The 20,889-nt window shown below is 46.6% G+C and carries 20 protein-coding genes; 10 read left to right on the top strand and 10 right to left on the bottom strand.

Annotated elements, in window-relative coordinates:
- Positions 1 to 595: 595 nt before the first annotated feature.
- The gene (locus HNR77_RS27670; RefSeq protein WP_111272666.1) at positions 596 to 1,435 is read right to left on the bottom strand and encodes a YitT family protein; all 840 of its coding nucleotides are present in this window, start codon (positions 1,433 to 1,435) and stop codon (positions 596 to 598) included.
- 533 nt (positions 1,436 to 1,968) lie between these two features.
- Between HNR77_RS27670 and desA the strand changes: the two genes are divergently transcribed.
- From desA to HNR77_RS27685, 3 genes are all read left to right on the top strand, one after another.
- On the top strand, positions 1,969 to 2,997 hold the full coding sequence (gene desA, locus HNR77_RS27675) for a Delta(5) desaturase DesA (RefSeq protein ID WP_184191026.1): 1,029 nt from the start codon (positions 1,969 to 1,971) through the stop codon (positions 2,995 to 2,997).
- A gap of 124 nt (positions 2,998 to 3,121) precedes the next feature.
- The gene (locus HNR77_RS27680; protein ID WP_184191077.1) at positions 3,122 to 4,270 is read left to right on the top strand and encodes a sensor histidine kinase; all 1,149 of its coding nucleotides are present in this window, start codon (positions 3,122 to 3,124) and stop codon (positions 4,268 to 4,270) included.
- Positions 4,267 to 4,866: a response regulator transcription factor gene (locus HNR77_RS27685; protein ID WP_184191028.1), complete on the top strand. Its 600-nt coding sequence runs from the start codon at positions 4,267 to 4,269 to the stop codon at positions 4,864 to 4,866. Before HNR77_RS27680 ends, HNR77_RS27685 begins: the two co-directional genes overlap by 4 nt.
- A gap of 140 nt (positions 4,867 to 5,006) precedes the next feature.
- Here HNR77_RS27685 and HNR77_RS27690 read toward each other — a convergent pair whose 3' ends face one another.
- The 5 genes from HNR77_RS27690 to HNR77_RS27710 all read right to left on the bottom strand — a co-directional run bounded on the left by HNR77_RS27690 (position 5,007) and on the right by HNR77_RS27710 (position 8,259).
- Positions 5,007 to 5,930 (bottom strand): hypothetical protein, encoded by a 924-nt coding sequence (locus tag HNR77_RS27690; RefSeq protein ID WP_184191030.1) that lies wholly within the window; start codon positions 5,928 to 5,930, stop codon positions 5,007 to 5,009.
- A 58-nt stretch (positions 5,931 to 5,988) separates the two neighbouring features.
- Positions 5,989 to 6,732 carry a polysaccharide deacetylase family protein gene (locus HNR77_RS27695; RefSeq protein WP_184191032.1) on the bottom strand — a complete coding sequence of 248 codons (744 nt, stop codon included), beginning with the start codon at positions 6,730 to 6,732 and terminating at the stop codon, positions 5,989 to 5,991.
- Between the two features lie 361 nt (positions 6,733 to 7,093).
- Positions 7,094 to 7,597, bottom strand: a complete 504-nt coding sequence (locus HNR77_RS27700; protein WP_110896046.1) for a ferritin — start codon at positions 7,595 to 7,597, stop codon at positions 7,094 to 7,096.
- A 180-nt stretch (positions 7,598 to 7,777) separates the two neighbouring features.
- Positions 7,778 to 7,897 (bottom strand): dihydroorotate dehydrogenase, encoded by a 120-nt coding sequence (locus HNR77_RS27705; protein WP_111272660.1) that lies wholly within the window; start codon positions 7,895 to 7,897, stop codon positions 7,778 to 7,780.
- 104 nt (positions 7,898 to 8,001) lie between these two features.
- Positions 8,002 to 8,259 carry a YolD-like family protein gene (locus HNR77_RS27710; protein WP_090920584.1) on the bottom strand — a complete coding sequence of 86 codons (258 nt, stop codon included), beginning with the start codon at positions 8,257 to 8,259 and terminating at the stop codon, positions 8,002 to 8,004.
- 288 nt (positions 8,260 to 8,547) lie between these two features.
- Here HNR77_RS27710 and HNR77_RS27715 point away from each other — a divergent pair, with 288 nt between their 5' ends.
- Positions 8,548 to 9,666, top strand: a complete 1,119-nt coding sequence (locus HNR77_RS27715) for a GGDEF domain-containing protein (protein ID WP_260410956.1) — start codon at positions 8,548 to 8,550, stop codon at positions 9,664 to 9,666.
- Positions 9,667 to 9,787: 121 nt separating this feature from the next.
- Here HNR77_RS27715 and HNR77_RS27720 read toward each other — a convergent pair whose 3' ends face one another.
- On the bottom strand, positions 9,788 to 10,309 hold the full coding sequence (locus HNR77_RS27720) for a hypothetical protein (RefSeq protein ID WP_184191033.1): 522 nt from the start codon (positions 10,307 to 10,309) through the stop codon (positions 9,788 to 9,790).
- A gap of 35 nt (positions 10,310 to 10,344) precedes the next feature.
- Positions 10,345 to 11,985, bottom strand: coding sequence for a sensor domain-containing diguanylate cyclase (locus tag HNR77_RS27725; protein ID WP_184191035.1), 1,641 nt, complete (start codon positions 11,983 to 11,985; stop codon positions 10,345 to 10,347).
- 307 nt (positions 11,986 to 12,292) lie between these two features.
- Here HNR77_RS27725 and HNR77_RS27730 point away from each other — a divergent pair, with 307 nt between their 5' ends.
- The 6 genes from HNR77_RS27730 to mnhG are packed head-to-tail and all read left to right on the top strand — an operon-like array spanning position 12,293 to position 18,201.
- Entirely contained in the window at positions 12,293 to 15,247 is a 2,955-nt protein-coding gene (locus HNR77_RS27730) for a Na+/H+ antiporter subunit A (RefSeq protein ID WP_184191037.1), read from the top strand.
- A 1-nt stretch (position 15,248) separates the two neighbouring features.
- Positions 15,249 to 15,587, top strand: a complete 339-nt coding sequence (locus tag HNR77_RS27735) for a Na(+)/H(+) antiporter subunit C (protein ID WP_090920602.1) — start codon at positions 15,249 to 15,251, stop codon at positions 15,585 to 15,587.
- Complete coding sequence (locus tag HNR77_RS27740) at positions 15,580 to 17,058, top strand: Na+/H+ antiporter subunit D (RefSeq protein WP_184191039.1); 1,479 nt, start codon at positions 15,580 to 15,582, stop codon at positions 17,056 to 17,058. Before HNR77_RS27735 ends, HNR77_RS27740 begins: the two co-directional genes overlap by 8 nt.
- Before the next feature lie 6 nt (positions 17,059 to 17,064).
- Positions 17,065 to 17,541, top strand: a complete 477-nt coding sequence (locus HNR77_RS27745) for a Na+/H+ antiporter subunit E (RefSeq protein WP_184191041.1) — start codon at positions 17,065 to 17,067, stop codon at positions 17,539 to 17,541.
- Positions 17,541 to 17,825, top strand: a complete 285-nt coding sequence (locus HNR77_RS27750; RefSeq protein WP_110896037.1) for a Na(+)/H(+) antiporter subunit F1 — start codon at positions 17,541 to 17,543, stop codon at positions 17,823 to 17,825. The genes HNR77_RS27745 and HNR77_RS27750 overlap by 1 nt, the downstream gene beginning before the upstream one ends.
- Positions 17,809 to 18,201 (top strand): monovalent cation/H(+) antiporter subunit G, encoded by a 393-nt coding sequence (gene mnhG, locus HNR77_RS27755; RefSeq protein WP_184191043.1) that lies wholly within the window; start codon positions 17,809 to 17,811, stop codon positions 18,199 to 18,201. Before HNR77_RS27750 ends, mnhG begins: the two co-directional genes overlap by 17 nt.
- Before the next feature lie 353 nt (positions 18,202 to 18,554).
- On the opposite strand, the gene HNR77_RS27760 is transcribed toward mnhG, so the two are convergent.
- Together HNR77_RS27760 and HNR77_RS27765 are read right to left on the bottom strand one after the other, a co-directional pair.
- The gene (locus HNR77_RS27760; RefSeq protein WP_260410962.1) at positions 18,555 to 19,673 is read right to left on the bottom strand and encodes a rhamnogalacturonan acetylesterase; all 1,119 of its coding nucleotides are present in this window, start codon (positions 19,671 to 19,673) and stop codon (positions 18,555 to 18,557) included.
- A 130-nt stretch (positions 19,674 to 19,803) separates the two neighbouring features.
- Entirely contained in the window at positions 19,804 to 20,823 is a 1,020-nt protein-coding gene (locus HNR77_RS27765) for an alpha/beta hydrolase family protein (RefSeq protein ID WP_184191045.1), read from the bottom strand.
- Positions 20,824 to 20,889 lie beyond the last annotated feature (66 nt).

A 20,889-nucleotide genomic window follows, 5' to 3' on the forward strand; every position in this document is an offset into this window, starting at 1 on the left:
TGGGTCCAGCAGCAACTACGATTAGCCTAAACTTTGTTATTCTACTGTAAATAAATTGGAAGCAGTTTTTGGCAAGTACAGTATATAAGTTGAACGCATATACGAACGCAAGAGTTGACACATGCAGCTTTCTTTCCGAAAGCTTTTAGCTCCGCTTCTTCCCGCCTGCAAGGCTAACGATTCCCAGAAGCCTTATTGACCCTCAAAACAGGTTATCCGAATTCTAACGATTCACAGGAGGCTTATTATAGGGAAAAACCGAAAAAATGGCCTCCATCGGTGCAAAATCAGCCATATAACGTCTCTGTGATTCGTTAGAATTGCTGAGCGCTCAAAAACACCTAAATAAGCTCTCTACGATTCGTTAGCGTACAAACACACAGCTCACCACAGTACGCAGCCAAATGAGCCCGCCCCTCTGCAGGTCCTTCCTCCACGCTCTCCATAACCTCATTTCTCCGCAAAATTTACTCCACGCAAAAAAGGACGAAACAGAATCGTTCTCTGTCCCGCCCTGCATCTCTTTTATTCACACACTTTTATAGCATTTTAAATCCTTCCTATAAAACTGGCATCAGCTTCCCAATTCGTTCACCTAGGACTTCGAAAGTTCAATAAAGCCTTCTCCGAATACGTCACGTACATCATGAATGGTAATGAAGGCAATCTCATCTTCGGCCCGCACAATTTTTTTGAGCATCGGAACCTCTTGTTTACTGATGACAATATACAGAATCTCCTTTGGATTCTTCGTATAATAACCGTGACCGGACAGAACCGTAACGCCGCGATCCATTTTTTCAATGACCTGCTTCGCAATTTCATCCTGCTTGGAGGAGATAATCATTACTGCTTTTTTCGGATTGAGTCCTTCAATAATAAACTCCATCGTTTTGGTTCCGACAAACAGCAGCACGATCGTGCACATCAAACCTTGCGGCCCAATAATGAAGTATGAGGAGAACGCCACAATCAGATCAAAGAACAGCAAGCCGTAGCTGATGCTCCAGTCCAGATATTTGTTTGCCAGCCGTGCCAGAATGACTGTTCCCGCTGTTGTGCCGCCCACTTTGACGATCAAACCGATCCCGAGACCCGCAAAGACACCCGCAAAAATGGTGTTCACCCACAGCTCATTCGAAGCAATGCTCCAGTCTTCTGTCAAATGCAGGAACAAAGAGTTAAAAACAACCGCGATAATGGTGTAAACCGTCGTTGTTTTATCCAGAAACTTATAACCTACAAGTAATAAAATACCGTTAAGAATCAGGTTCATCAGCCCTGGTGACCAATGAAACAGATAATACAGAATGATCGTAATGCCTGTTACGCCGCCCTCTGCGAGATCGTTAGGGATGACAAACAGATTGACCGCAAGCGCAAACAAAAATGCACCCGCCATAAGAAATAAAATATCCGTAATTCTTCTTTTCATTTAAGCGCTCCATCCAATCCATGCAAAATGTACTTTTTCTCTCATCGTATCTGATGCTTCACATACCGATTCACTTCACTTAACTGATTTACAACCTGAATCTTCATCATACATAACCAGGTCTGGAATCATACTTCATCATACATAACTCAACCTAAATCATATCTCATCACACATCACCCGGCCTGAATCTTATCTCATCTGATCCTGCCTATAATGTCATGCACTCAAGGATTGATTTTACCATGCTCTCGGCAAAATTTGTATACAAAATACAAATTGTTGCGTAAATTGTGCAAAGGAAATATGAAAACGTCATCCTTTCACCATGCTGTATCCCCTGCTTTTGTACCGTGAACCATGACAAATGTCATGGTCCATTCTTGATATTTATCATTACAGCAGGCTGACATTTATGACTTACTGTCATAGACGCATTCTTTTACAATGATAAAAACGCTTCCCAACAGGATACACAAAGGGAATCGCCTGATACAGCGAACTACGGTTGTATCCAATAAGGAGGAACATGCATGAGCAGAAGCAAAGAAATGGCGCTGAAAAAAGAAGTGACCCCTTTTGAAAAAAATGATCTCAAACTTAGTATCCGACAATTAATCAATACATTGCTTCCCCTCTTTTTACTGTGGGCCGCTGCTTATTACAGCTTATCCATCTCGTACTGGCTTACCTTTCCTATCGCACTGGTGGCATCGGGGTTTGTCCTGCGCACGTTTATTATTTTCCATGACTGCTGTCATGGCTCATTCTTCAAAAGCAAACGGGCCAACGATATCCTGGGTACGATCACTGGAGTATTAACACTGACTCCCTACCAGCAATGGAAAAACGAGCATGCCATTCACCATGCAACCAGCGGCAATCTCGACAAACGCGGTGTAGGTGATATCTGGGTAATGACAGTGGACGAATACAAGGCTGCTACGCCGTGGATGCGTCTCTTCTACCGGGTATACCGGAATCCCGTTATCATGTTTGGCATCGGACCTATCTATGTGTTTCTGCTTGCCTACCGTTTCAATCGCAAAGCAGCCAGACGCAAAGAACGAATCAATACCCATGTAACGACCGTTTTGATTGTTGCACTGTACAGCTTCATGTGCTGGCTGATTGGCTGGCAGGCCTTCGTTATGGTGCAGGCTCCCGTATTTTTCTTCTCCGGTTTCTTCGGCATCTGGCTGTTCTATGTACAGCACCAGTTTGAAGAGACATATTTCGAACACGAAGACGAATGGAGTTACGTCAAAGCTGCTGTGGAAGGCAGCTCCTATTACAAGCTTCCTAAGCTGCTGCAATGGATCAGTGGTAACATCGGATTCCATCATGTGCATCACTTGAGCCCGCGAGTTCCGAATTATTATCTGGAGGAAGCTCATAACGCCACCCCTCCTTTGCAAAAGGCAACCACAATTACACTTCGCTCCAGCCTGGTGGCTCTCCGTTTCCGTCTGTGGGATGAACAGACCAAACAATTTATCAGCTTCCGTGAGCTGAAACGAAAGTCACGCAAAAACTATGTAGGCAGAGCCATATCCGAGTAACCAGACAAACGGGTCTGACAGAGAAGTAATCACTCTGCCGGATTCGTTTTCTTGTATTCAGTCGGCAGTCATGCTACAGTCAGGCTAAAGTTGAATAAGCTGTTGCTGCAAGGAGGAGAATCATATCCAGAAATGGTCACAGGTTTTTTATAAAAATACAGGCTTGAATCCGTACGTGTGGCTCGTCTTTTTCATCCTGCCCTTCTATTACATCTCTCAATATTCCAAGGTGTGGACGATGGTCACCGGCATTATTATTATCCTTGTCTTTTTTGTGTGTTATCTGCTTGCCTTTATCACCAAAGGATGGCAGGTCTACATGTGGATTGGACTGCTAATTGCAATATCTATTACGATGACAATTGCATATGACTATGCTTACTTCTCATTGTTTCTTGCTTTTTTTATTGGCAATATTAAAAATAAAGCCGGATTTTTCACCCTCTATTCAGTAAATCTCGGCGCAAGCTTCCTGACGGTCAACTATGGCTTTATCAATCAAAGCTCCCTGCTGCTTGGTCAGTTTCCTTTTGTGTTCATCAGTCTGATGGCGTCCATTCTGCTCCCGATCAGCACGTATAACAAAAACAAGCGTGAGCAGCTGGAGGGAGAGCTGGAAAGTGCCAACAAACGATTGGATGATCTGGTGAAAATGGAGGAGCGGCAGCGCATTGCACGTGATTTGCATGATACGCTCGGTCAGAAGCTCTCGCTGATCGGTCTCAAAACCGATCTGGCGAAACGATTAATTCGGAAAAATCCGGATCAGGCGATCATCGAATTAAACGAGCTGAGACAAACGGCCACTACCGCCCTCAAGGAAGTGCGTGATATGGTAACAACGATGCGTGGAACGCAGCTTGTGGATGAGCTGTTTCGGGCAGAGCAAATTTTGAAGGCTGCATCTATTCAATTTATTTTACACGGCAGCCCGAAGTTACAGGACACCTCGCAGCTGAATGAAAATGTGCTCGGCATGTGTCTGAAAGAAGCGGTGACAAACGTTGTCAAACATAGTCAGGCATCGGTATGTACCATTACAATAGAAGAAACACCCTCACATAACGTATTAACAGTGGAGGATAACGGACTTGGCATCGAGCGTACACGCAAGCAGGATCGCCGGGGAACCGGTATCCTCGGAATGAAGGAACGACTTGAATTTGTGAATGGCTGCATAGACATTCAGACAGGCTCTGAACGACAAGGCACAGCAATTATCATTCATGTGCCCAAGCTGGTTCGCAAACCTATGAAGGAGGATGAAGAATGATCAGAATCGTCATTGCTGAAGATCAGCGCATGATGCTTGGTGCGTTATCTTCCCTGCTTAATCTGGAGGATGATATGGAGGTTGTTGGACAAGCCAGCAATGGTCAGGAGGCGCTTGAACTTGTGAAGCAGCATGCACCGGACATCTGTGTGATGGATATAGAAATGCCCGTCAAGAGTGGGCTCGAAGTAGCAGAAGAACTGAAAGGCATGAACTGTAAAGTCATTATCCTCACTACGTTTGCCAGAACCGGATATTTCGAGCGAGCGCTTAAAGGCGGCGTACGAGGTTACCTGCTCAAGGATAGTCCAATTGAAGAGCTCACCGAGGCGATCCGGCAAGTGATGAACGGCAGACGTATTTTCGCACCCGATCTGGTGGATGAGGCTTATGTCGAGGAAAATCCGCTCACTGAACGTGAGCATGCCGTACTTGGCCTGATGGCTGATGGAAAAAACACCAAGGAAATTGCCGGTCATCTGTTTATCACGACGGGAACTGTTAGGAATTACATTTCCATCATTCTCAACAAGTTAAACGCAAGCAACCGCATTGAAGCCATTACTCGCTCCAAGGAAAAGGGCTGGTTCAAGTAAACGTAATATATCTGAACTTAGTTCAGAAAGAATAACAAAAGCTTGGTACAGGAGCCTTTCCCTATACCAAGCTTTTTTGGTGATATGTCATCATCCGACGAATCACGTTTATGGACTGATTTAATCCATATATTCATCCTTTATTTGACGGATACCACCATATCAAGGGCATCGAGAGGCACCTGACTGGTTTTTAACTGATGAGTCTGCTTGCCATCCTGCCACGAGATCGTCACCTGAACAGTTTTACCTCCACTTGCATAGTTCACCTGGACAAATCCTTTGTCTTTGGGCGCAGGAAGCCTATGGGATTCCAGATATTGCACGATTTTCTTGGCAATCGCCGGATTGTTCATCTGATCCTCGGAGACAGAGTGAATCTGCAGTGTCCAGCGCCCCTCCTGCCAAGTCAGATATTGACTGCCAGCTGCTCCTTCTGCCAATCCTTTAATGCCATGTCCCAAGTCTACGGCCATATCGTCAGGAATGTTTTTCAGATCTGTTTCTGGAAAAAGTTCAGTTTGATTCAGACTATCAGAGGGTTTCACCTCATAACCGGCAAGCCAGGACGCTTTGCTGTCTGATGCCGTTAACGATGTGTCATTTAAAGCCACTGGTTCAGCTGTCTTGTAGAAGTTCACCTGTAAAGCATCGGAACGATTAGTTGTGATGTTTGCACCCAAATATTGACCTTTATTCAGCGGAAATGAAGTCGGAAGTTTCACATGTTGCAGCTTCAGCTCACTGTGAAGCGCCTTCACAACATCATTAACATCTGACAATTTTGACGGAGACTTGCTGCCATTGGAGACAGCCGAGCCTTCGTTTCCTGTACCTGCATTGGCACTATTGGATGGATTAGTGTTCGTCGTGCCCGTTGCTGCTCCAGTTCCACTATTCGAAGCAGCATTGCTTCCGCTACTCGTCTGAGTCTGCTCTCCAGATGTGGAAGCAGAGGTGCTGCCTGTGGATGCCTGGTTCGATTGTTCGCCAGCGCAGCCTGTGAGAGCCAGTAAAACGGCTGTTGCCACCGGAATGGTCATCCAGAGATTTTGTTTTTTCATGATGTATACCTCCTCAGGTAAGCTTGATCAGCTCTGACGTTGATTCTCGTTTGTTCACTTAACGCTTGTCATTCCAGAAATTGACCGGCTGTACGTTCTTCGTTAATATTTCAAATTGATATCCTTCAGCCTTCAGTGCTTTCAGCACTTGAGGCAATACTTTCAGTGTTGCTTCCTGATCATGCATCAGCACAACCGGTGTGGTGCCCTGCTTTTTCACATTGTGCACCTGCTGCATCACGTTATTGTATACCTTCTGATGATCCTTCTTGTATTTCCAGTCCAGTGAATCTACATTCCAATCCCAGAGATGGAACCCTCCCTGCCCCAGCAGCACATTCCGATATGCAGGTTTAAGATATGGCTTACTGCCATAAGGTGTGCGAATCAGACTCGTTTTAACTCCGGCAACCTTGTTCAGGCTTTCATTCGCTTGCTGCATTTCCTTCAATCCGCTGTAAGCTGATTTGTAAAATTTCCCCGGAACATGGGTCACACCATGCAGCCCAAGTCCATGACCTTCTTTTACAATTCGCTTGGTCGCTTGCTGATATTGTTCCATATGAGGCCCAAGCATGAAAAATGTAGCCTTCACTTTGTATTGATCCAAAATGTCGAGAAGCTTACCCGTATGAGCTGTAGGACCATCATCGAATGTCAGATAGATGATTTTGGCATTGGCTTTACTTGCAGCCTTATCAGCAGATGCTGCTGTTGCCGTAGCAGACAGCGGCAGGAACAACAACGGAAACAATAGTAGAATAGCAAGTGTAGTTGTTAGTGTTTTACGAATATGTAGCATAATGAAACGTCTCCCTTGTGTGTGTTTTTCCCCGGGTGTGTGATCATTCGTACTCGTATCCCATGGCGATTAATGCTAATAGTATCAGAGATTCTCCATACTCTTCTCGCTCCAAAGGCTACGGTAGAGTTACACTTTTGTCAGATAAACATAAAAATTAAAACGATTTTGATAGATTTTAATCGTTGACAAATGCCCGTAAGAGTAGATCATAAGATAGATCCATTGTGACATATTGTTTATTACCCTATTTGAGCAATTTGATAGACTCGGCTTCTTTCTATTTTACAAACACAGCAAAAAAGCTTGCACGCATGCAAGCTCTCTTCCGCACAATGTCACAGTATGTATCAGAACAGCCTTATTCCGCAGGAGCTGTGAATGAACGTTTGGCGAACTCCGCATCTAACATGTAGAAGGCGTTGCTGTCATTTTCAATACGGCGCAGCTTCTGAATGATGTTATCAAACAAAGCTTCCTCTTCTACCTGCTCATCGATGAACCATTTGAGGAAATACATCGTAGCGTGTTCACGCTCATTCAGCGCGATATCCGCGAGCGCATAGAATTTTTTGGTGTTTTGCTGTTCATGGGCATAACCATGCTCAAATACATCCAGCATCGAGCTGTATTCGTTCTTTGGTTCAGGCATCGCTGCAAGTGTAGCACGGTGTCCGCGATCGTTCAGGAATTTGTAGATTTTCATACCATGGAAACGTTCCTCCTCCGCTTGCACAAGGAAAAAGTTCGCAAACCCGTCAAGGCTTTTGCTGGAACAATATGCGGCCATCGCCATATATACATGAGCGGAATAAAATTCAAAGTTCATCTGCTCGTTTAACGACGCAGTCAGTTCTTGACTCATGATGGAGCACCTCTTTCTTTTCATTGGAATAGTTTTATTTTACCATAACGTGAAAGGTGCTTGCATCCGAAATTCTACAATATTCGTCAAATGCATATTAAAGAAGTGTATTCCGTCTAAATGAAATAAAAAAAGCTCTACCGTGACGGTAGAGCTTCTTTCGACCGTGGGTTGCGATCATTATACCAAGAACGCTTTGGAGATGATAACCAACAGGATGAACAGAACCAGAATCGCGCCTACAGAAGTAAAACCACCGTAGCCGTAACCTCTTGTTTCTCCACCTACAACTTCGCTCATTGACTGTACCTCCTCTGCAACAGGTATGGGTTATCTTATGCAGAGAAGAGCACTTTGACAGGGCGAATGCCCTGTTATTCAAATGCTGTTTTCTTCTTTTTGAATTAATATCGTGGCGACTGGACCTGCATAATATCCATAAAAGGTACTTTCGCCGTGAACTCCTCTTCCGTATGCTCCACATGAACGAGCCGGGTACGGGAATCCATTTTTACAATAATACCCTGCACCTGCTCCTCCTTGCCCCAGACCGTTAACAGCACCTCAGAACGTTCATGAAAAGCTTCTACCAGCTGATTTCCCAGCTCTTCCAATTCAAACTCATCCCGTGTGGGTCTTTTTGCAACTTTTGCTTTGGCCAATGCGGCTGCCTCCTTTACTCCGACGTCCCGATTCCACGGTTGATTGCCGAGTGCATATTCAGCTAGTATACCATTCATTTACGTTTGTGTAATGCCTTACTCATTTAATCAAGCATTCACCTTAACGTGTATGTCCATTTCCCGAAAGTTGGTATTTCATTTGGATATTTATGTAAGGTTTCTTGTCATGGTTTAAATAAAATCGCTTGCGTTTTGACGATTGTATCTTATAATCTACTTATACGAGAGTCATCTGTCGTATCATTTCTATGCAGTCAGCGGTGATATATGAACAGTTCATCAGCACATAACAGTCAGATCCCGACAGAGTATGAGAGCAAGCATTCCAAATGGATACGCAAAATGCTTCATGCCTATTGGGTTGTTGTCATTGTTCACTTTTTAATTCAGGTTGGTTGTTATCTTTTTCTAAAATATGACCTTGCCCTCCCGGATTTTATAGTAAACGTCCTGTTTTGGCCTACCGCGATCAGCATTGTTTGTATTTTGCTCTCCAGTTATGTAAATCAAAGGTTTCCTTCCTGCTCGTTCACAACGATGTCTGTCACCAGTACAGTAATCGCTTGGACTCTTATTCATGTCAATTACGATATAAGAATTATGCTCGCCATATGTCTGCTGCCTGTCTTTGCTTCTGTGTTGTTCTTTAATAGCAAACGGGTCTGGTTCGTCTTCTCTTTGCAAATAGCCGGTTACGCTCTTCTTCTGTTCGATCCGGCCTACCGCGCATATTTAAGTTCGTTCGACATGGTGTCTATTCCTGCGTTTCTGATTATAGCTACTTATGTTGCACAAATCATTGTGACCAGCGGCGTCGAAGTGCTGGAGGATTTGCAGCAGAGTATGGAAGCCAAACAGGAACTTATCGTGCGAAATGCCATCATTGCGAAGCAGTCCAAAACAGACGGGTTAACTAACCTGTACAACCAAAGCTCGTTTAAAGACTTTTATGAAAAAGCATTTGAATATGCCAATAGTGGCATGAGCCTGCATCTGGCCCTGATTGATATCGATAATTTCAAATTAATCAATGATACCTATGGACATCGGGTGGGGGATATCATTTTGGAGAAAGTATCCCGAATCATTCAGGAGAGCATCACAGCAAGTGACATTGCAGCGCGGTATGGTGGCGAGGAGTTTGCCTTGTTAATGTTAGAGCAGTCTTTTGAACAGGCCTATAATTTGGTGGAGCAGATCAGACAGAAAATTTCACTTATGGGTCATTTTGAACTTGAGGGAGCTGCAATTACCGTCAGCATCGGACTGAAAGGATACAATCTCAATCTGAGTAAAGACAAATTGTTTGAAGAAGTGGATGCCTGTCTGTATGCTGCCAAACGTACAGGAAAAAATAAAACGGTGACGTCGCTGATTCCAGCCTGACACACCGTCAATATGTACAAAAAAGTTGTGTTGTGTACCGTTGACAAGCATGGTACACCGCACAACTTTTTTCGTTATTTCACTTCTTCCTAGCTGCCCCAAGCCAAGTGAGTTGACTGCGTCAGACTGCCCACTCCCAGCGATGTCGATACTGTTCCAGCTTGGGATGCATATCTCCAGGCTGACCATCAACAATTAAACGTACCTGCTTGATCCACTCTGTGAACGAGTCAAAGGATGCCCATAGATTTGCCATCTCAACCGTCATATATAGAAACAGAGGAGCCGCGTACTCTGTTTGGATATGCCTCAGCGCTGAGTCAATAGGTGTATACTTCTTTCGTTTCCCTTCCAATCCTTCTACCCGAATGGGCAATGACGAGTGATCGCGCCGCCATTCATGAAGACGATCCTCTCTCTGGTAAAAGGACTGCACCGCATCCCGGCTCATCCGCTTTACCGTGCTCTCATGCAGCGGATAAAGCACTAATTGTTTAAATGCTCGTGTATCCAGAATGGTTGCCGCTCGTTCGAGCTGCTCATCCGTTACATGCTGGAACGAGTCATAGAATACCAGTGTTCCTTTACGAGTCGGAGCTGCAGGTTCAAAGCCATACGGCACATTGGTATATTTTCCAGACAAAGTTCTTTCCCTCCCCTCAATATACTTAGTATATACTACCGCCCCTGATCCAACTCGGAATAAAAAGTTACTCTGTTCTTACCCGCACGCTTGGAAAGATATAATGCTTCGTCTGCCATACGAATAATTTCACTTGGATTCGTACTATTCGTCGGATACTCGGCGCCTCCAATGCTGCAGCCGATGTGCACTCGTTCGTAATCAATGATAAAAGGTTTATTCAAACTCTGGATAATATCCTGAGCATATTGAGTCGCTTCTTCTCTAGGAAAATCTCCAACAGAGCGAAGCACAATCAGGAATTCGTCACCCCCGAGCCTGACGGTGATGCCCTGCTCGTGACTTAAAGCAGTTAGCCGCTGAGCTACCTTTTGGAGCAGTACATCACCAGACTGATGTCCGAGCGTATCATTGACACTTTTGAAACCGTCCAGATCCAGATACAGGAAGGTCAGTGTATGATTTTCGCTTTCCATTTCGAGCGAGTCCTCAAGGTACAACTCAAGGGCTGTTCGATTTTTTAATCCGGTCAACTGGTCAACATGAGCCAGATTTTGCATTACGACAAGTTCCGTGTCTTTATCCATGATCGAAGATACCATGTTGCGCAAAGAACGAGACAGATCCTCAATCTCTTTGATTCCTTTATTGTCGGGAATTTCACTACGTTCCCCTGCACCCAGCCGATTGGCCACTCTTGTCAGGCGGCCCAGCGGTGCAGATATCCATCTGGAGATTAACCAGCCGAACAGTGCAAACAACAGCGTAACGGTAAGACCGGTCCATATATTAAACCACATCAGGTCAATTACAGCAGCATACGCCGTAGATTTTACCTGTCTTATAATGATCGTCCAGCCCAAACCAGGGTAGTCCCGATATCCCTGACTGTACGCAAGTCCGGTGACGTATTCCTTGCCATCCGGCCACTTCTCACTTGACCAGGTACTTTTGTCGTATCGGGCCTGGCTAATTCCTTGCAGCACCAACGATTTCCCAATCCATTCTTTCGGACCAAGCAGCACTGTATTCTCTCTTTTGCTAACGATAAAAAATTCAAGATCCTTCTGCTCGCGTTCAAGGGGAAGAAGGACTGATTCTTCAACTTCTTTGGCCCACGCCCAGCTCAAATGAGCTGCCAGGACACCTCGAATCTTCCCCTGAGTATCCTTGAGCGGAAAGCTGATATCGACAAATTGCAGCGGCTCTCCCGACGGATTCGGCAGCAGTTTCGCAAGCAGCACTGCATTATGTACATCCCCTATAAACTTACCCTTGATTCCCTCCTGAAACACAGGACGTTCTGACAAATTTTTGCCTAACAGCACCCCATCTGTAGCAGCGAGTACATTTCCTTTAGAGTCCATGTATCCAACCCAGGAGAAGGTGGGAAAACTATTTTGCAGCTGATCCAGCAGAATCTGGATATCGGCCGGGTTGAATTTATCATTTAACGATGACATATCGCCTAGAAGATTCATCTCTCCTGAGCGGGAATACATGAACCGGTCCAGCTTGTCCGCTGCCTGCGCAGCCGTGCCTTCCAGGGAATGTCCAATCTCTGTTTCTACGGATACAAATGATTTTTTGCTGAAAATAGAGCCAATCGTCACGATGACCAGCAGAGATAATGCAGCAAAAATAACGGTAAGCACCGTTCTTAGTTTAAATGACATGATGTCCTCCTGCACCTGCGATGAATCTTTCTTACAATTTTACCTGTCCAGACTCTTTGCTGTAAAACGGCAAGACATCGCTCTCTTCATTTTGAACTATATCGGCTTGCATCTCCACTTTTTTTATATAAGTGCCCATATATTACTACATCGAAACACCCCGAGTTCCTTCCATTCAAAGAATAGTCACGATTCTGTATATACATACTTGGGTTATGAATATAGAGAGCAAGCATATCCTTGGAGAATTGCGCCTGTAATGTCACATACAAAGAATGACGAGAAAATAAACACTGGGGGTGTAATGTTGAGCCTGCTTCATGCTGCTGTTATTTTTCCTTTTGCGGCTGGATTCTTACTTGCCATGCTGCACAGATTGTTCCGTAACGTTCATCTGGGATGGGCGGTGCTGCTTGTACCGCTATCCTTATTCATTTATTTTATAAGCCAGATCTCTGCTGTATCAGAACGCCATGCCATTTCGGGTCAGATCCCCTGGATTCCGTCCTTAGACATCGGTTTTAATCTATATCTGGACGGGTTGAGTTTACTTTTAGCGCTGCTGATCAGCGGAATCGGCATACTCGTTGTCTTCTACTCCATTTTTTATATGAGCAGAACAGAAGCTTTACAGCGGTTCTATCTATATCTGTTAATGTTTATGGGAGCCATGCTTGGCGTTGTATGTTCAGATAATATGATCGTGCTGTATGGATTCTGGGAACTCACCAGCATTACGTCATTTCTGTTAATCGCATTCCATTACAAACGCAAAGCTTCAACCTCTGGCGCACAGAAATCATTCCTGATCACGGTCTTCGGCGGTTTCGCCATGCTGGCCGGATTCATGCTGATGTACCTCATGACAGGAACATTCAGTATCCGTGCCACCATTACCGAGTGGGGGCATATTCAGGATAGTCCACTTTTCCTGCCGGCCCTTGTACTGATTCTGATCGGAGCCTTCACCAAATCGGCACAGTTTCCATTCCATATCTGGCTGCCCGATGCGATGGAAGCTCCTACACCCGTTAGTGCGTACCTGCACTCCGCTACGATGGTTAAGGCCGGACTTTATGTTGTTGCCCGTTTTACCCCGATTTTTGGCGGACAGGGTCTCTGGTTCTGGCTTGTCACAGGTGTCGGACTGCTTACTTTGGGATATGGATCATTCCTCGCCGTCAAGAAGACGGATCTCAAGGCCATTCTCGCCTATTCGACCATCTCGCAACTCGGTCTGATTATGTCCCTCTTCGGAATCGGATCTGCAGCTCTCTATTTCGGATACGGCGACTCTTCAGCAGTGTATACTGTAGCGATTACGGCTGGTCTGCTTCACCTGTTCAATCACGGAACGTTCAAGGCCGCGTTATTTATGGTTGTTGGCATCGTGGATCATGAGAGGGGGACACGCGATATTCGCAAGCTCGGCGGACTAGCGGCATTTATGCCCGTTACGTTCAGTCTCGCTCTCATCGGCTCGCTTGCCATGGCGGGTATTCCGCCATTCAACGGGTTTCTCAGTAAAGAATTGTTCTTTCAAGCGATGGTGCAAATAACCGAACTGCGTATCTTCGGTCTTGGCTCCTGGAGCATTCTATTCCCTGTTATCGCCTGGTTAGCCAGTGTATTTACACTCATCTATGCTCTGATTATCGTGTTCAAAACATTCCTCGGTCGTAGCCGAAGCGAACTGCCTGCCGGGAAGCTGCATGAAGCCCCTGCAGGACTGCTGATTCCACCATTCGTTCTGTGCATTCTGGTTATCGGCTTTGGACTCTTTCCAGATCTGCTCTCCGGGTCACTGATCGAACCGGCCATGGCTGCCGTTCTTCCTTCCCTTCTGAATGGGGATGAACGCTTTGATGTACATTTCTCTCTATGGCATGGCTGGACTCCTGAATTATTCATGACCATCGGGGTAGTTGTACTCGGAGTCATGTTGTATAAGCTGCTGCCACGATGGAGGAATATTTATGAGCACTACCCGCAAGGCTTAACGATTAACAACATGTATCATGTAGTGCTGGACAACGTACAGCATTATGCTCGCAAATGGACGGAAGCCTATATGAACGGCTCGGTTAGGAACTATCTGGTATATATTTTCTCATTCACGGTGGCACTGTTGGTCTATGCCTTCTTCCGCTCAGGACAAAATATTACCTGGAATGTGCAGGAGCATGCACCCTATTCCTTCTATGAGGTTGTACTGCTGCTCACTCTGATTGCAGCCGCCGTTTCGATTCCTTTTGCCAAAAACCGTTTATCAGCGGTCATTATGACGGGAGCGGTCGGTTACGTGGTGACCTTGCTGTTTGTGCTGTTCCGAGCACCCGACCTGGCGCTGACACAAATGATCGTGGAGACAGTGTCCGTTGCGCTCTTCCTGCTCTGCTTTTACCACCTGCCCGAATTACAGCGCGGCAAGTCAAGCCGTCGTTACCTCACTGTTAACATGATTGTGGCTATCTCTGTAGGCATCGTGATGACACTTGTCGCCCTCGCTGCAAGCGGAACGGTATCGCTGGACAGCATCTCCACATTCTTTTTGCAGGAAGCCTACAGTTCGGCGGGAGGTAAAAATGTCGTAAACGTGCTGCTGGTCGATTTCCGCGGCTATGATACCCTGCTCGAAATTATGGTTCTTGGTGTAGCCTCTCTGTCCATCTATTCCATGATCAATCTGAATCTGGAAGCGAAGGATCTCGGTGCCAGACTCAAGTTTCGCAAAAAAGAAGAGAGAACCGATGAGGAACCCGAGCTCGATGACGAAGCAGATAATACAAGAAAATACGGAAATCGCGAGCGCAGTACATTGCCCTGGGATACGGTTCCTTTGCAGAGCAATGATGTGCTGCTGCAAACGACAACGAAGGTCGTCGTATTTATTATTCTGACGTTTGCGATGCACCTGTTCTTTGCCGGACATCATAATCCGGGGGGCGGCTTCATTGGTGGTCTTGTGACCGCAGCAGCGCTGGTGCTTATTGCTCTCGCTTTCAGCACAGATACAATACGCAAGGCGCTGCCCATTGATTTTCGGAGTTTAACCGCCATCGGTCTGGGCATCGCGCTGCTCACTGGCGCAGGTTCGTTTTTGTTCGGTGCTCCGTTTCTCAGTCAGACGTTCGGATATTTTGAACTGCCTTTGCTGGGTGAGACCGAGCTTGCAACAGCTATGCTGTTTGACCTTGGCGTATACCTCGCTGTGCTGGGTGTCACCATGACTATCATTCTACAGATCGGGGAGGATCGTTGATATGGAGATATTGATGTGTGTAGCTGTGGGCATTCTGTTTGCGGTTGCCGTCTTTCTAATCTTGTCGCGGAGCCTGCTCCGTATCGTGCTCGGCATGTCCATACTGACGCATGGCGTGCACCTGCTGCTGATTACAATGTCACGTCTTAAGACCGGAGCACCTCCGCTGCTGGGAGAAATGGCTGAGAAATACGTTGATCCGCTTCCACAAGCGTTAATTCTAACGTCGATTGTTATTAATTTTGGACTGACTGCTTTCTTCTTTGTACTCTCCTATCGTTCGTATCTGAAGCTGAGAACAGACGACATGGAAGAAGTCAGGGGGCGACCATATGAGTAACCTAGTCGTACTGCCCATTCTGCTGCCACTCATCTCGGGCGTGCTAGCACTGCTGTTTTTCCGTAAAATAAATATACAGCGTTTCGTCAGTGTGATTGGCCTCCTGGCAACCGCCACTGTCTCTACCCTGCTCATTACACGCGTTGCACAATCGGGTGTGATGACGCTGAACATGGGCGGCTGGGTGCCGCCATACGGTATTGTGCTTGTCGCTGATATGGTTGCAGCCCTGCTGGTTGTCGCTGCTTCCATTATTGCGCTGGCCTGTCTTTTCTACGCTTTTCGAAGCATTAACAAGGAAAGGGAGCAGCATCACTTCTATCCGTTCTTTCATTTCCTGATTGCAGGTGTAAACGCATCGTTTCTGACAGGTGACTTATTTAATCTGTTTGTCAGCTTTGAATTGATGCTGATCTCCTCCTATGCACTAATTGTGCTCGGGGGCACAGAACGACAGCTGCGGGAAACGATCAAATATGTATTAATTAACATCGTATCCTCTGCCCTGTTTGTCGCCTCGATCGGCTTCCTGTATTCCATTACAGGCACCCTGAATATGGCTCACTTGTCGGTTCGAATTGCCGAAGTGGGACAAAGCGGAGTTGTCACGTTAATTGCAGTTCTTTTCCTGATCGTATTCAGCATCAAAGCCGGATTGTTTCTGTTCTTCTGGTTGTCCGGCTCGTATGCGGCGCCTCCAGCTGTCGTTACAGCACTGTTTGCCGGATTGCTTACCAAGGTAGGCCTGTATGCGATTGTGCGCACATTCACGTTGATCTTCTATCATGATCCCGACTTCTTCCATGCCTTGATTGGCTGGATGGCTGGAGCAACGATGGTGCTGGGTGTCATCGGGGCGATCTCGTATCGTGACGTGAACAAAATTTTGATCTATAACGTTGTTGCCGGCGTTGGATTCGTTGCATTTGGCATGGCTTCTGCCAGCCGTTCTGCTCTGGAGGGTCTGTTGTTCTATATGCTGCATGACATGCTGATCAAAACCTTGTTATTCCTGCTTGGCGGGGCCTTGATTGCGGTAGCAGGCACATCGAGGCTCGACAACATGGGGGGGCTGATCCAACGTTATCCGGTGCTGGGCTGGATGTTCTTCATCAGTGCACTTGCCCTTGCCGGGCTGCCGCCATTCAGCGGATTCCCGGGCAAGCTGCTGCTTTTCGAAGGTGGCTTTGAGGCCGGATTATATGGTCTGACCGGGGTAGCAGTGCTCTCCAGTCTGCTGATGCTGTATTCCGTCTTGCGTATCTTCGTTCAGGCATTCTGGGGTGAACCTCCTGCAGGGATGGCTAGACGCCCTTACGCGGTGAACGGCCTGCTGATTCCTGCCGGTATTCTGTTTGCATTTATCATCGTCATGGGCTTGGGCGCTGAAGGCATGTTCCAGCTTACTTCCCGCGCAGGCGATATTCTGCTGCATCCCAATATTTATATTGATGCGGTATTGAAGGAGTAGATGTCTATGGCCTTTCAGATTGTACTCAATCTCATTATTGCTTTTGTCTGGATGTTTCTGAATAATTCGTGGAACGGCATTGGCTTTCTCATTGGATATATGCTTGGACTGCTCCTGATCGGAGGCATGCGTCGCTTCTTCCCGCAGCGCTTCTATATTGTAAGGGTGTGGGCCATTTTCAAGCTGATCATCCTGCTGTTTAAAGAGCTTGTACGGGCAAGCATTGGTGTTATTCGCGAGATTATTAAACCAAGGCTGGATATTCGTCCTGGTATCTTCACCTATCGAACCCAGCTGTCCTCTGATTGGGAGGTTACTCTGCTCTGCCTGCTGATTTCGTTAACCCCGGGTTCGCTGCCGCTTGAAATTTCGGGCAATCAACGCAAGCTTTTTATCCATGCCCTGGATATCGAGGACGAAGAGCAAATGAGAAACGACATTCAGAACACGTTCGAAAAAGCAATTATGGAGGTGACGCGTTAATGTTATCCTCACTGCTGTTTATCTCTCTGCTCATTCTGTCTCTAGCGATTCTGGCTTGTTTGTACCGCGTGCTTCGCGGCCCTTCCATGGCTGACCGAATAACTGCCCTCGATACGATCGGAATCAACGTTATTGCGATAGTTGCTGTACTGTCGATGATGCTTCAGACGCAGGCTTATCTGGATATTATTTTGCTGATTGGCATACTCGCTTTTCTGAGCACAGTTGCATTTGCACGGTATATTGAACGAGGGGCGGTGTTTAAAAATGAAGGAGATCGTTAGCGTAACCGCTGAAACAGCGATCGGTCTGCTTGTACTGCTTGGTGCTCTGCTTAGTGCGCTCAGTGCCTTCGGACTCCTTCGCCTACCCGATGTATATTTAAGAGCACATGCTGCCACCAAAAGCATGACGCTTGGTGTATTTTGTGTCCTGAGCGGCGCGTTTTTCTTCTTTTGGTATTTTGACAATTATATCAGTGCACGTCTGCTGCTCGGTATTCTGTTTGTATTCATCACCGCGCCTGTGGCAGGGCATCTGAACGGCCGGGCAGCATATCGTACCGATGTGCCGCTCTGGGAGCAGAGTGTGCAGGATGAGCTGGAGCCTTTATTAAAAGGCAAAAAAATGAATCATGAAGCAAAGGATATGATGGAGTAGTCCAATAAACTGAATTAGGAGGTTTACACTGGACACTCCGATGACAGAATAACCTTCCGATCGCTGTTATCCCCGAATTTTTTTGATTCCCTTTTCCAAAGGGGAAAATCCGGGGATAAAGGCGAACGCTTCGCTTCTCCAGGTTTTTTCTGTCCTCTCCGTTAATGTGTAAAAAATAATTCAACTTATATAGACGTGAAAGTAAAAATAAAAGTAAAAAATCCCCCAAGGATCAGGCCGCTTATGCCGCGGTACATCCTTGGGGGATTTTTGATACCATTTAAATGGGGTCTGGCAGTTAGTTCATTAAAGTTAGAAGTGAATGATGAGGATTAGTTCATTCTTTGCTGTGATCAGAAGCCGCTTAGACCTTGGCGCTTCAGATCCGCAGCTACGATTCGTGCCAGCTGTGCTGCCCCTTGTCGGTTCGGGTGCAGACTGTCACCATTCATATACAAGGCGAGTGTTGCCGCTGGACCAATAGAAGTGAAGTAAGCTGAGCTCAGCTTATTCAAGTCCACAAGTGTAACTGCTTCTTCCTGTGCCAGTGCACGTGTAGAGGCGTTATACCAGCGATTCTCTGCCTGATGCACATTTGCTGCATTAAAGTCAGTGGCTCGGCCTTGAGGGGTGGAGAGAACAACCGTTGCCCCTTTGCTCTTCGCTTTTCGCACCATATCCCTCATAATTTCTTTGAACTGCGCTTCAGTGGTATTGTTTTTGGCGTTCGTATCATTGATGCCGAGCTGCAAAATGAAGTAATCACCCGGTTTAATATATTTCAGAATAGCCTCCATCTGACCATCATCGCGGAATCCTCTGGCAATCTGCCCGCTTGTCGCCATATTACGTACCTGGAAGGTCGTATTATTTACATATGAAGGAAACAGCTGCCCCCATCCTCCTTGGACGCTGCTGCTCAGCGGATAATAGTTGCATACTGTAGAATCCCCGCCAATGTATATCGTGCGATTCGTGACCGGCTGGCTGGACAGCTTGCGAATCTCAAGTGCACTCAGCGTAAATGCCGTACCTTCCTTGCCTTCAGTCACGAGCAGATTCAATTGCCCGTCTGTGATTGGAATCTGGAATTGATCCGTTGCGCCATTGCCCGTCATGTTCATGATCTGGTACACACCCTCTGCTGCCACACTGGCTCTGGCGGTGTTACCCAATATCACTTTAACTTCATACAGACCATTTGGCAGATCAACGTTAAAGGTGTTATTGCTTTTGGTACCAAACGTCAGGAATTGAACCGCATCACTTCGAACACCGCTGCCCGACGCCGATACATTCCTCATATTTGCCGGTGTATTGAAGCCGTAACCCTTCGCGGACGTGTAAGCCTCTGTCGCTGATACCCCTGTATATCCGTTCTCTACCCCTCCTGTACCAAAATCAAATTTGTACTGATCTGCTGCAGCTTCGGCAACCTGTCCACCATCACTACCGAATCCAACTGCGATCATACTTGTTGCAAGAACAGTACACAGCATCATTTTTAAAGAGGTTGACCATCTCACCTTTCACCACTCCCCTCAAATTATAGATACTCCCATTGGTGCACTTCGAGCTTGCTCAAGCTGAACATCACACGACTTACAATACCTGGTCAAGCCAGTCATAGGCTTTGGCACCGCTAATCTCATGTCCACCGTCAAAATAATCCGCATCCAGCGCTTGCTCAGCCCCGGCATGTTTATAGATCTTTTTCAAACGTTCATGAGCCTCACGTGCCGAATGAAGCGGAAAAACCAGATCCTCACTGCCAATCTCCAGAAATAAAGGGCGTGGAGCAATCAAACCGATGATGTCCGGCAGCTCGGCTTCCTGCAAAATCCCGGGGATGTAATTGTCAAGACAATGGTTGCGATCCAGAATGCTTCCATGGAACGTGCTTGCGTAACCACTGACAACAGCAACCTGACAACGCTCATCTAGGGCGGCTGTAAAGGCTGTAACCAATCCCCCGCCGGATATGCCCATGCTCCCGATCCGATGCGAGTCTACTTCGGGCCGAGTCGATAAATAATCCAGCACACGTGTTGTTTCATACACCCGATGACCGGCAACTGTTTGGCCTGCCATGAGCAGATGGGCCGCAATCTTCGTACAGGAGCTTGCTCCCGGCGGCGCATCACGATCCTCCTCCAGCCTGCGATCTCCAAATCCTAGCAGCTCCGGCGCTGCAACGACATATCCCCGCTTCACAAGAGCAACCGCAAAATCCTTGTGTAATCCGGGATCTCCAGCCCGCGGTGAACCGTCAGGTTCCATACCGCAGATTTCGCGGCTTCCATATCCATGTCCGTGACATGCTGCAATTGCAGGCAGCCCCTTATGGGTAGCGCTTACATTATCGGGGATCAAAAGATATACAGGCATTCGCAATCCCGCATAGGTTGTAATCTCCACCCGTTCACGGATGTAACCGTCACATGTAACACGCTCAAGCTGTACAGGATTTAATGCCTCTGCCTCCGCTGGAAAATCTCCCAGTCTCTCCTGTACACGGTGACGCAGCTCCATGCGCCATGACTCCAAAGACAGGTCTTCATGATAAGCAGAACGGCCGCGAAATTGGGTTTGTTGCTGCAGATAAGCTTCGATTTCGGACATTATGCGTGTCCCTCCTATGTGTGCTGGAATAATACAGCGTCTGATTTGAAATATTTGGTAACCTCA

It is taken from the genome of Paenibacillus sp. JGP012 (assembly GCF_014203995.1).
GTDB classification, from domain to species: Bacteria; Bacillota; Bacilli; order Paenibacillales; family Paenibacillaceae; genus Paenibacillus; species Paenibacillus silvae.

What these genes read in the sequence shown, in the direction of transcription:
- mnhG (WP_184191043.1), top strand. Translation starts at nt 17,809, where the DNA reads ATGAAGGAGATCGTTAGCGTAACCGCTGAAACAGCGATCGGTCTGCTT.
- HNR77_RS27715 (WP_260410956.1), top strand. Translation starts at nt 8,548, where the DNA reads ATGAACAGTTCATCAGCACATAACAGTCAGATCCCGACAGAGTATGAG.
- HNR77_RS27740 (WP_184191039.1), top strand. Translation starts at nt 15,580, where the DNA reads ATGAGTAACCTAGTCGTACTGCCCATTCTGCTGCCACTCATCTCGGGC.
- HNR77_RS27765 (WP_184191045.1), bottom strand. Translation starts at nt 20,823, where the DNA reads ATGTCCGAAATCGAAGCTTATCTGCAGCAACAAACCCAATTTCGCGGC.
- HNR77_RS27695 (WP_184191032.1), bottom strand. Translation starts at nt 6,732, where the DNA reads ATGCTACATATTCGTAAAACACTAACAACTACACTTGCTATTCTACTA.
- HNR77_RS27725 (WP_184191035.1), bottom strand. Translation starts at nt 11,985, where the DNA reads ATGTCATTTAAACTAAGAACGGTGCTTACCGTTATTTTTGCTGCATTA.
- HNR77_RS27670 (WP_111272666.1), bottom strand. Translation starts at nt 1,435, where the DNA reads ATGAAAAGAAGAATTACGGATATTTTATTTCTTATGGCGGGTGCATTT.
- HNR77_RS27690 (WP_184191030.1), bottom strand. Translation starts at nt 5,930, where the DNA reads ATGAAAAAACAAAATCTCTGGATGACCATTCCGGTGGCAACAGCCGTT.
- HNR77_RS27735 (WP_090920602.1), top strand. Translation starts at nt 15,249, where the DNA reads ATGGAGATATTGATGTGTGTAGCTGTGGGCATTCTGTTTGCGGTTGCC.
- HNR77_RS27760 (WP_260410962.1), bottom strand. Translation starts at nt 19,673, where the DNA reads ATGATCGCAGTTGGATTCGGTAGTGATGGTGGACAGGTTGCCGAAGCT.
- desA (WP_184191026.1), top strand. Translation starts at nt 1,969, where the DNA reads ATGAGCAGAAGCAAAGAAATGGCGCTGAAAAAAGAAGTGACCCCTTTT.
- HNR77_RS27685 (WP_184191028.1), top strand. Translation starts at nt 4,267, where the DNA reads ATGATCAGAATCGTCATTGCTGAAGATCAGCGCATGATGCTTGGTGCG.
- HNR77_RS27705 (WP_111272660.1), bottom strand. Translation starts at nt 7,897, where the DNA reads ATGAGCGAAGTTGTAGGTGGAGAAACAAGAGGTTACGGCTACGGTGGT.
- HNR77_RS27745 (WP_184191041.1), top strand. Translation starts at nt 17,065, where the DNA reads ATGGCCTTTCAGATTGTACTCAATCTCATTATTGCTTTTGTCTGGATG.
- HNR77_RS27700 (WP_110896046.1), bottom strand. Translation starts at nt 7,597, where the DNA reads ATGAGTCAAGAACTGACTGCGTCGTTAAACGAGCAGATGAACTTTGAA.
- HNR77_RS27750 (WP_110896037.1), top strand. Translation starts at nt 17,541, where the DNA reads ATGTTATCCTCACTGCTGTTTATCTCTCTGCTCATTCTGTCTCTAGCG.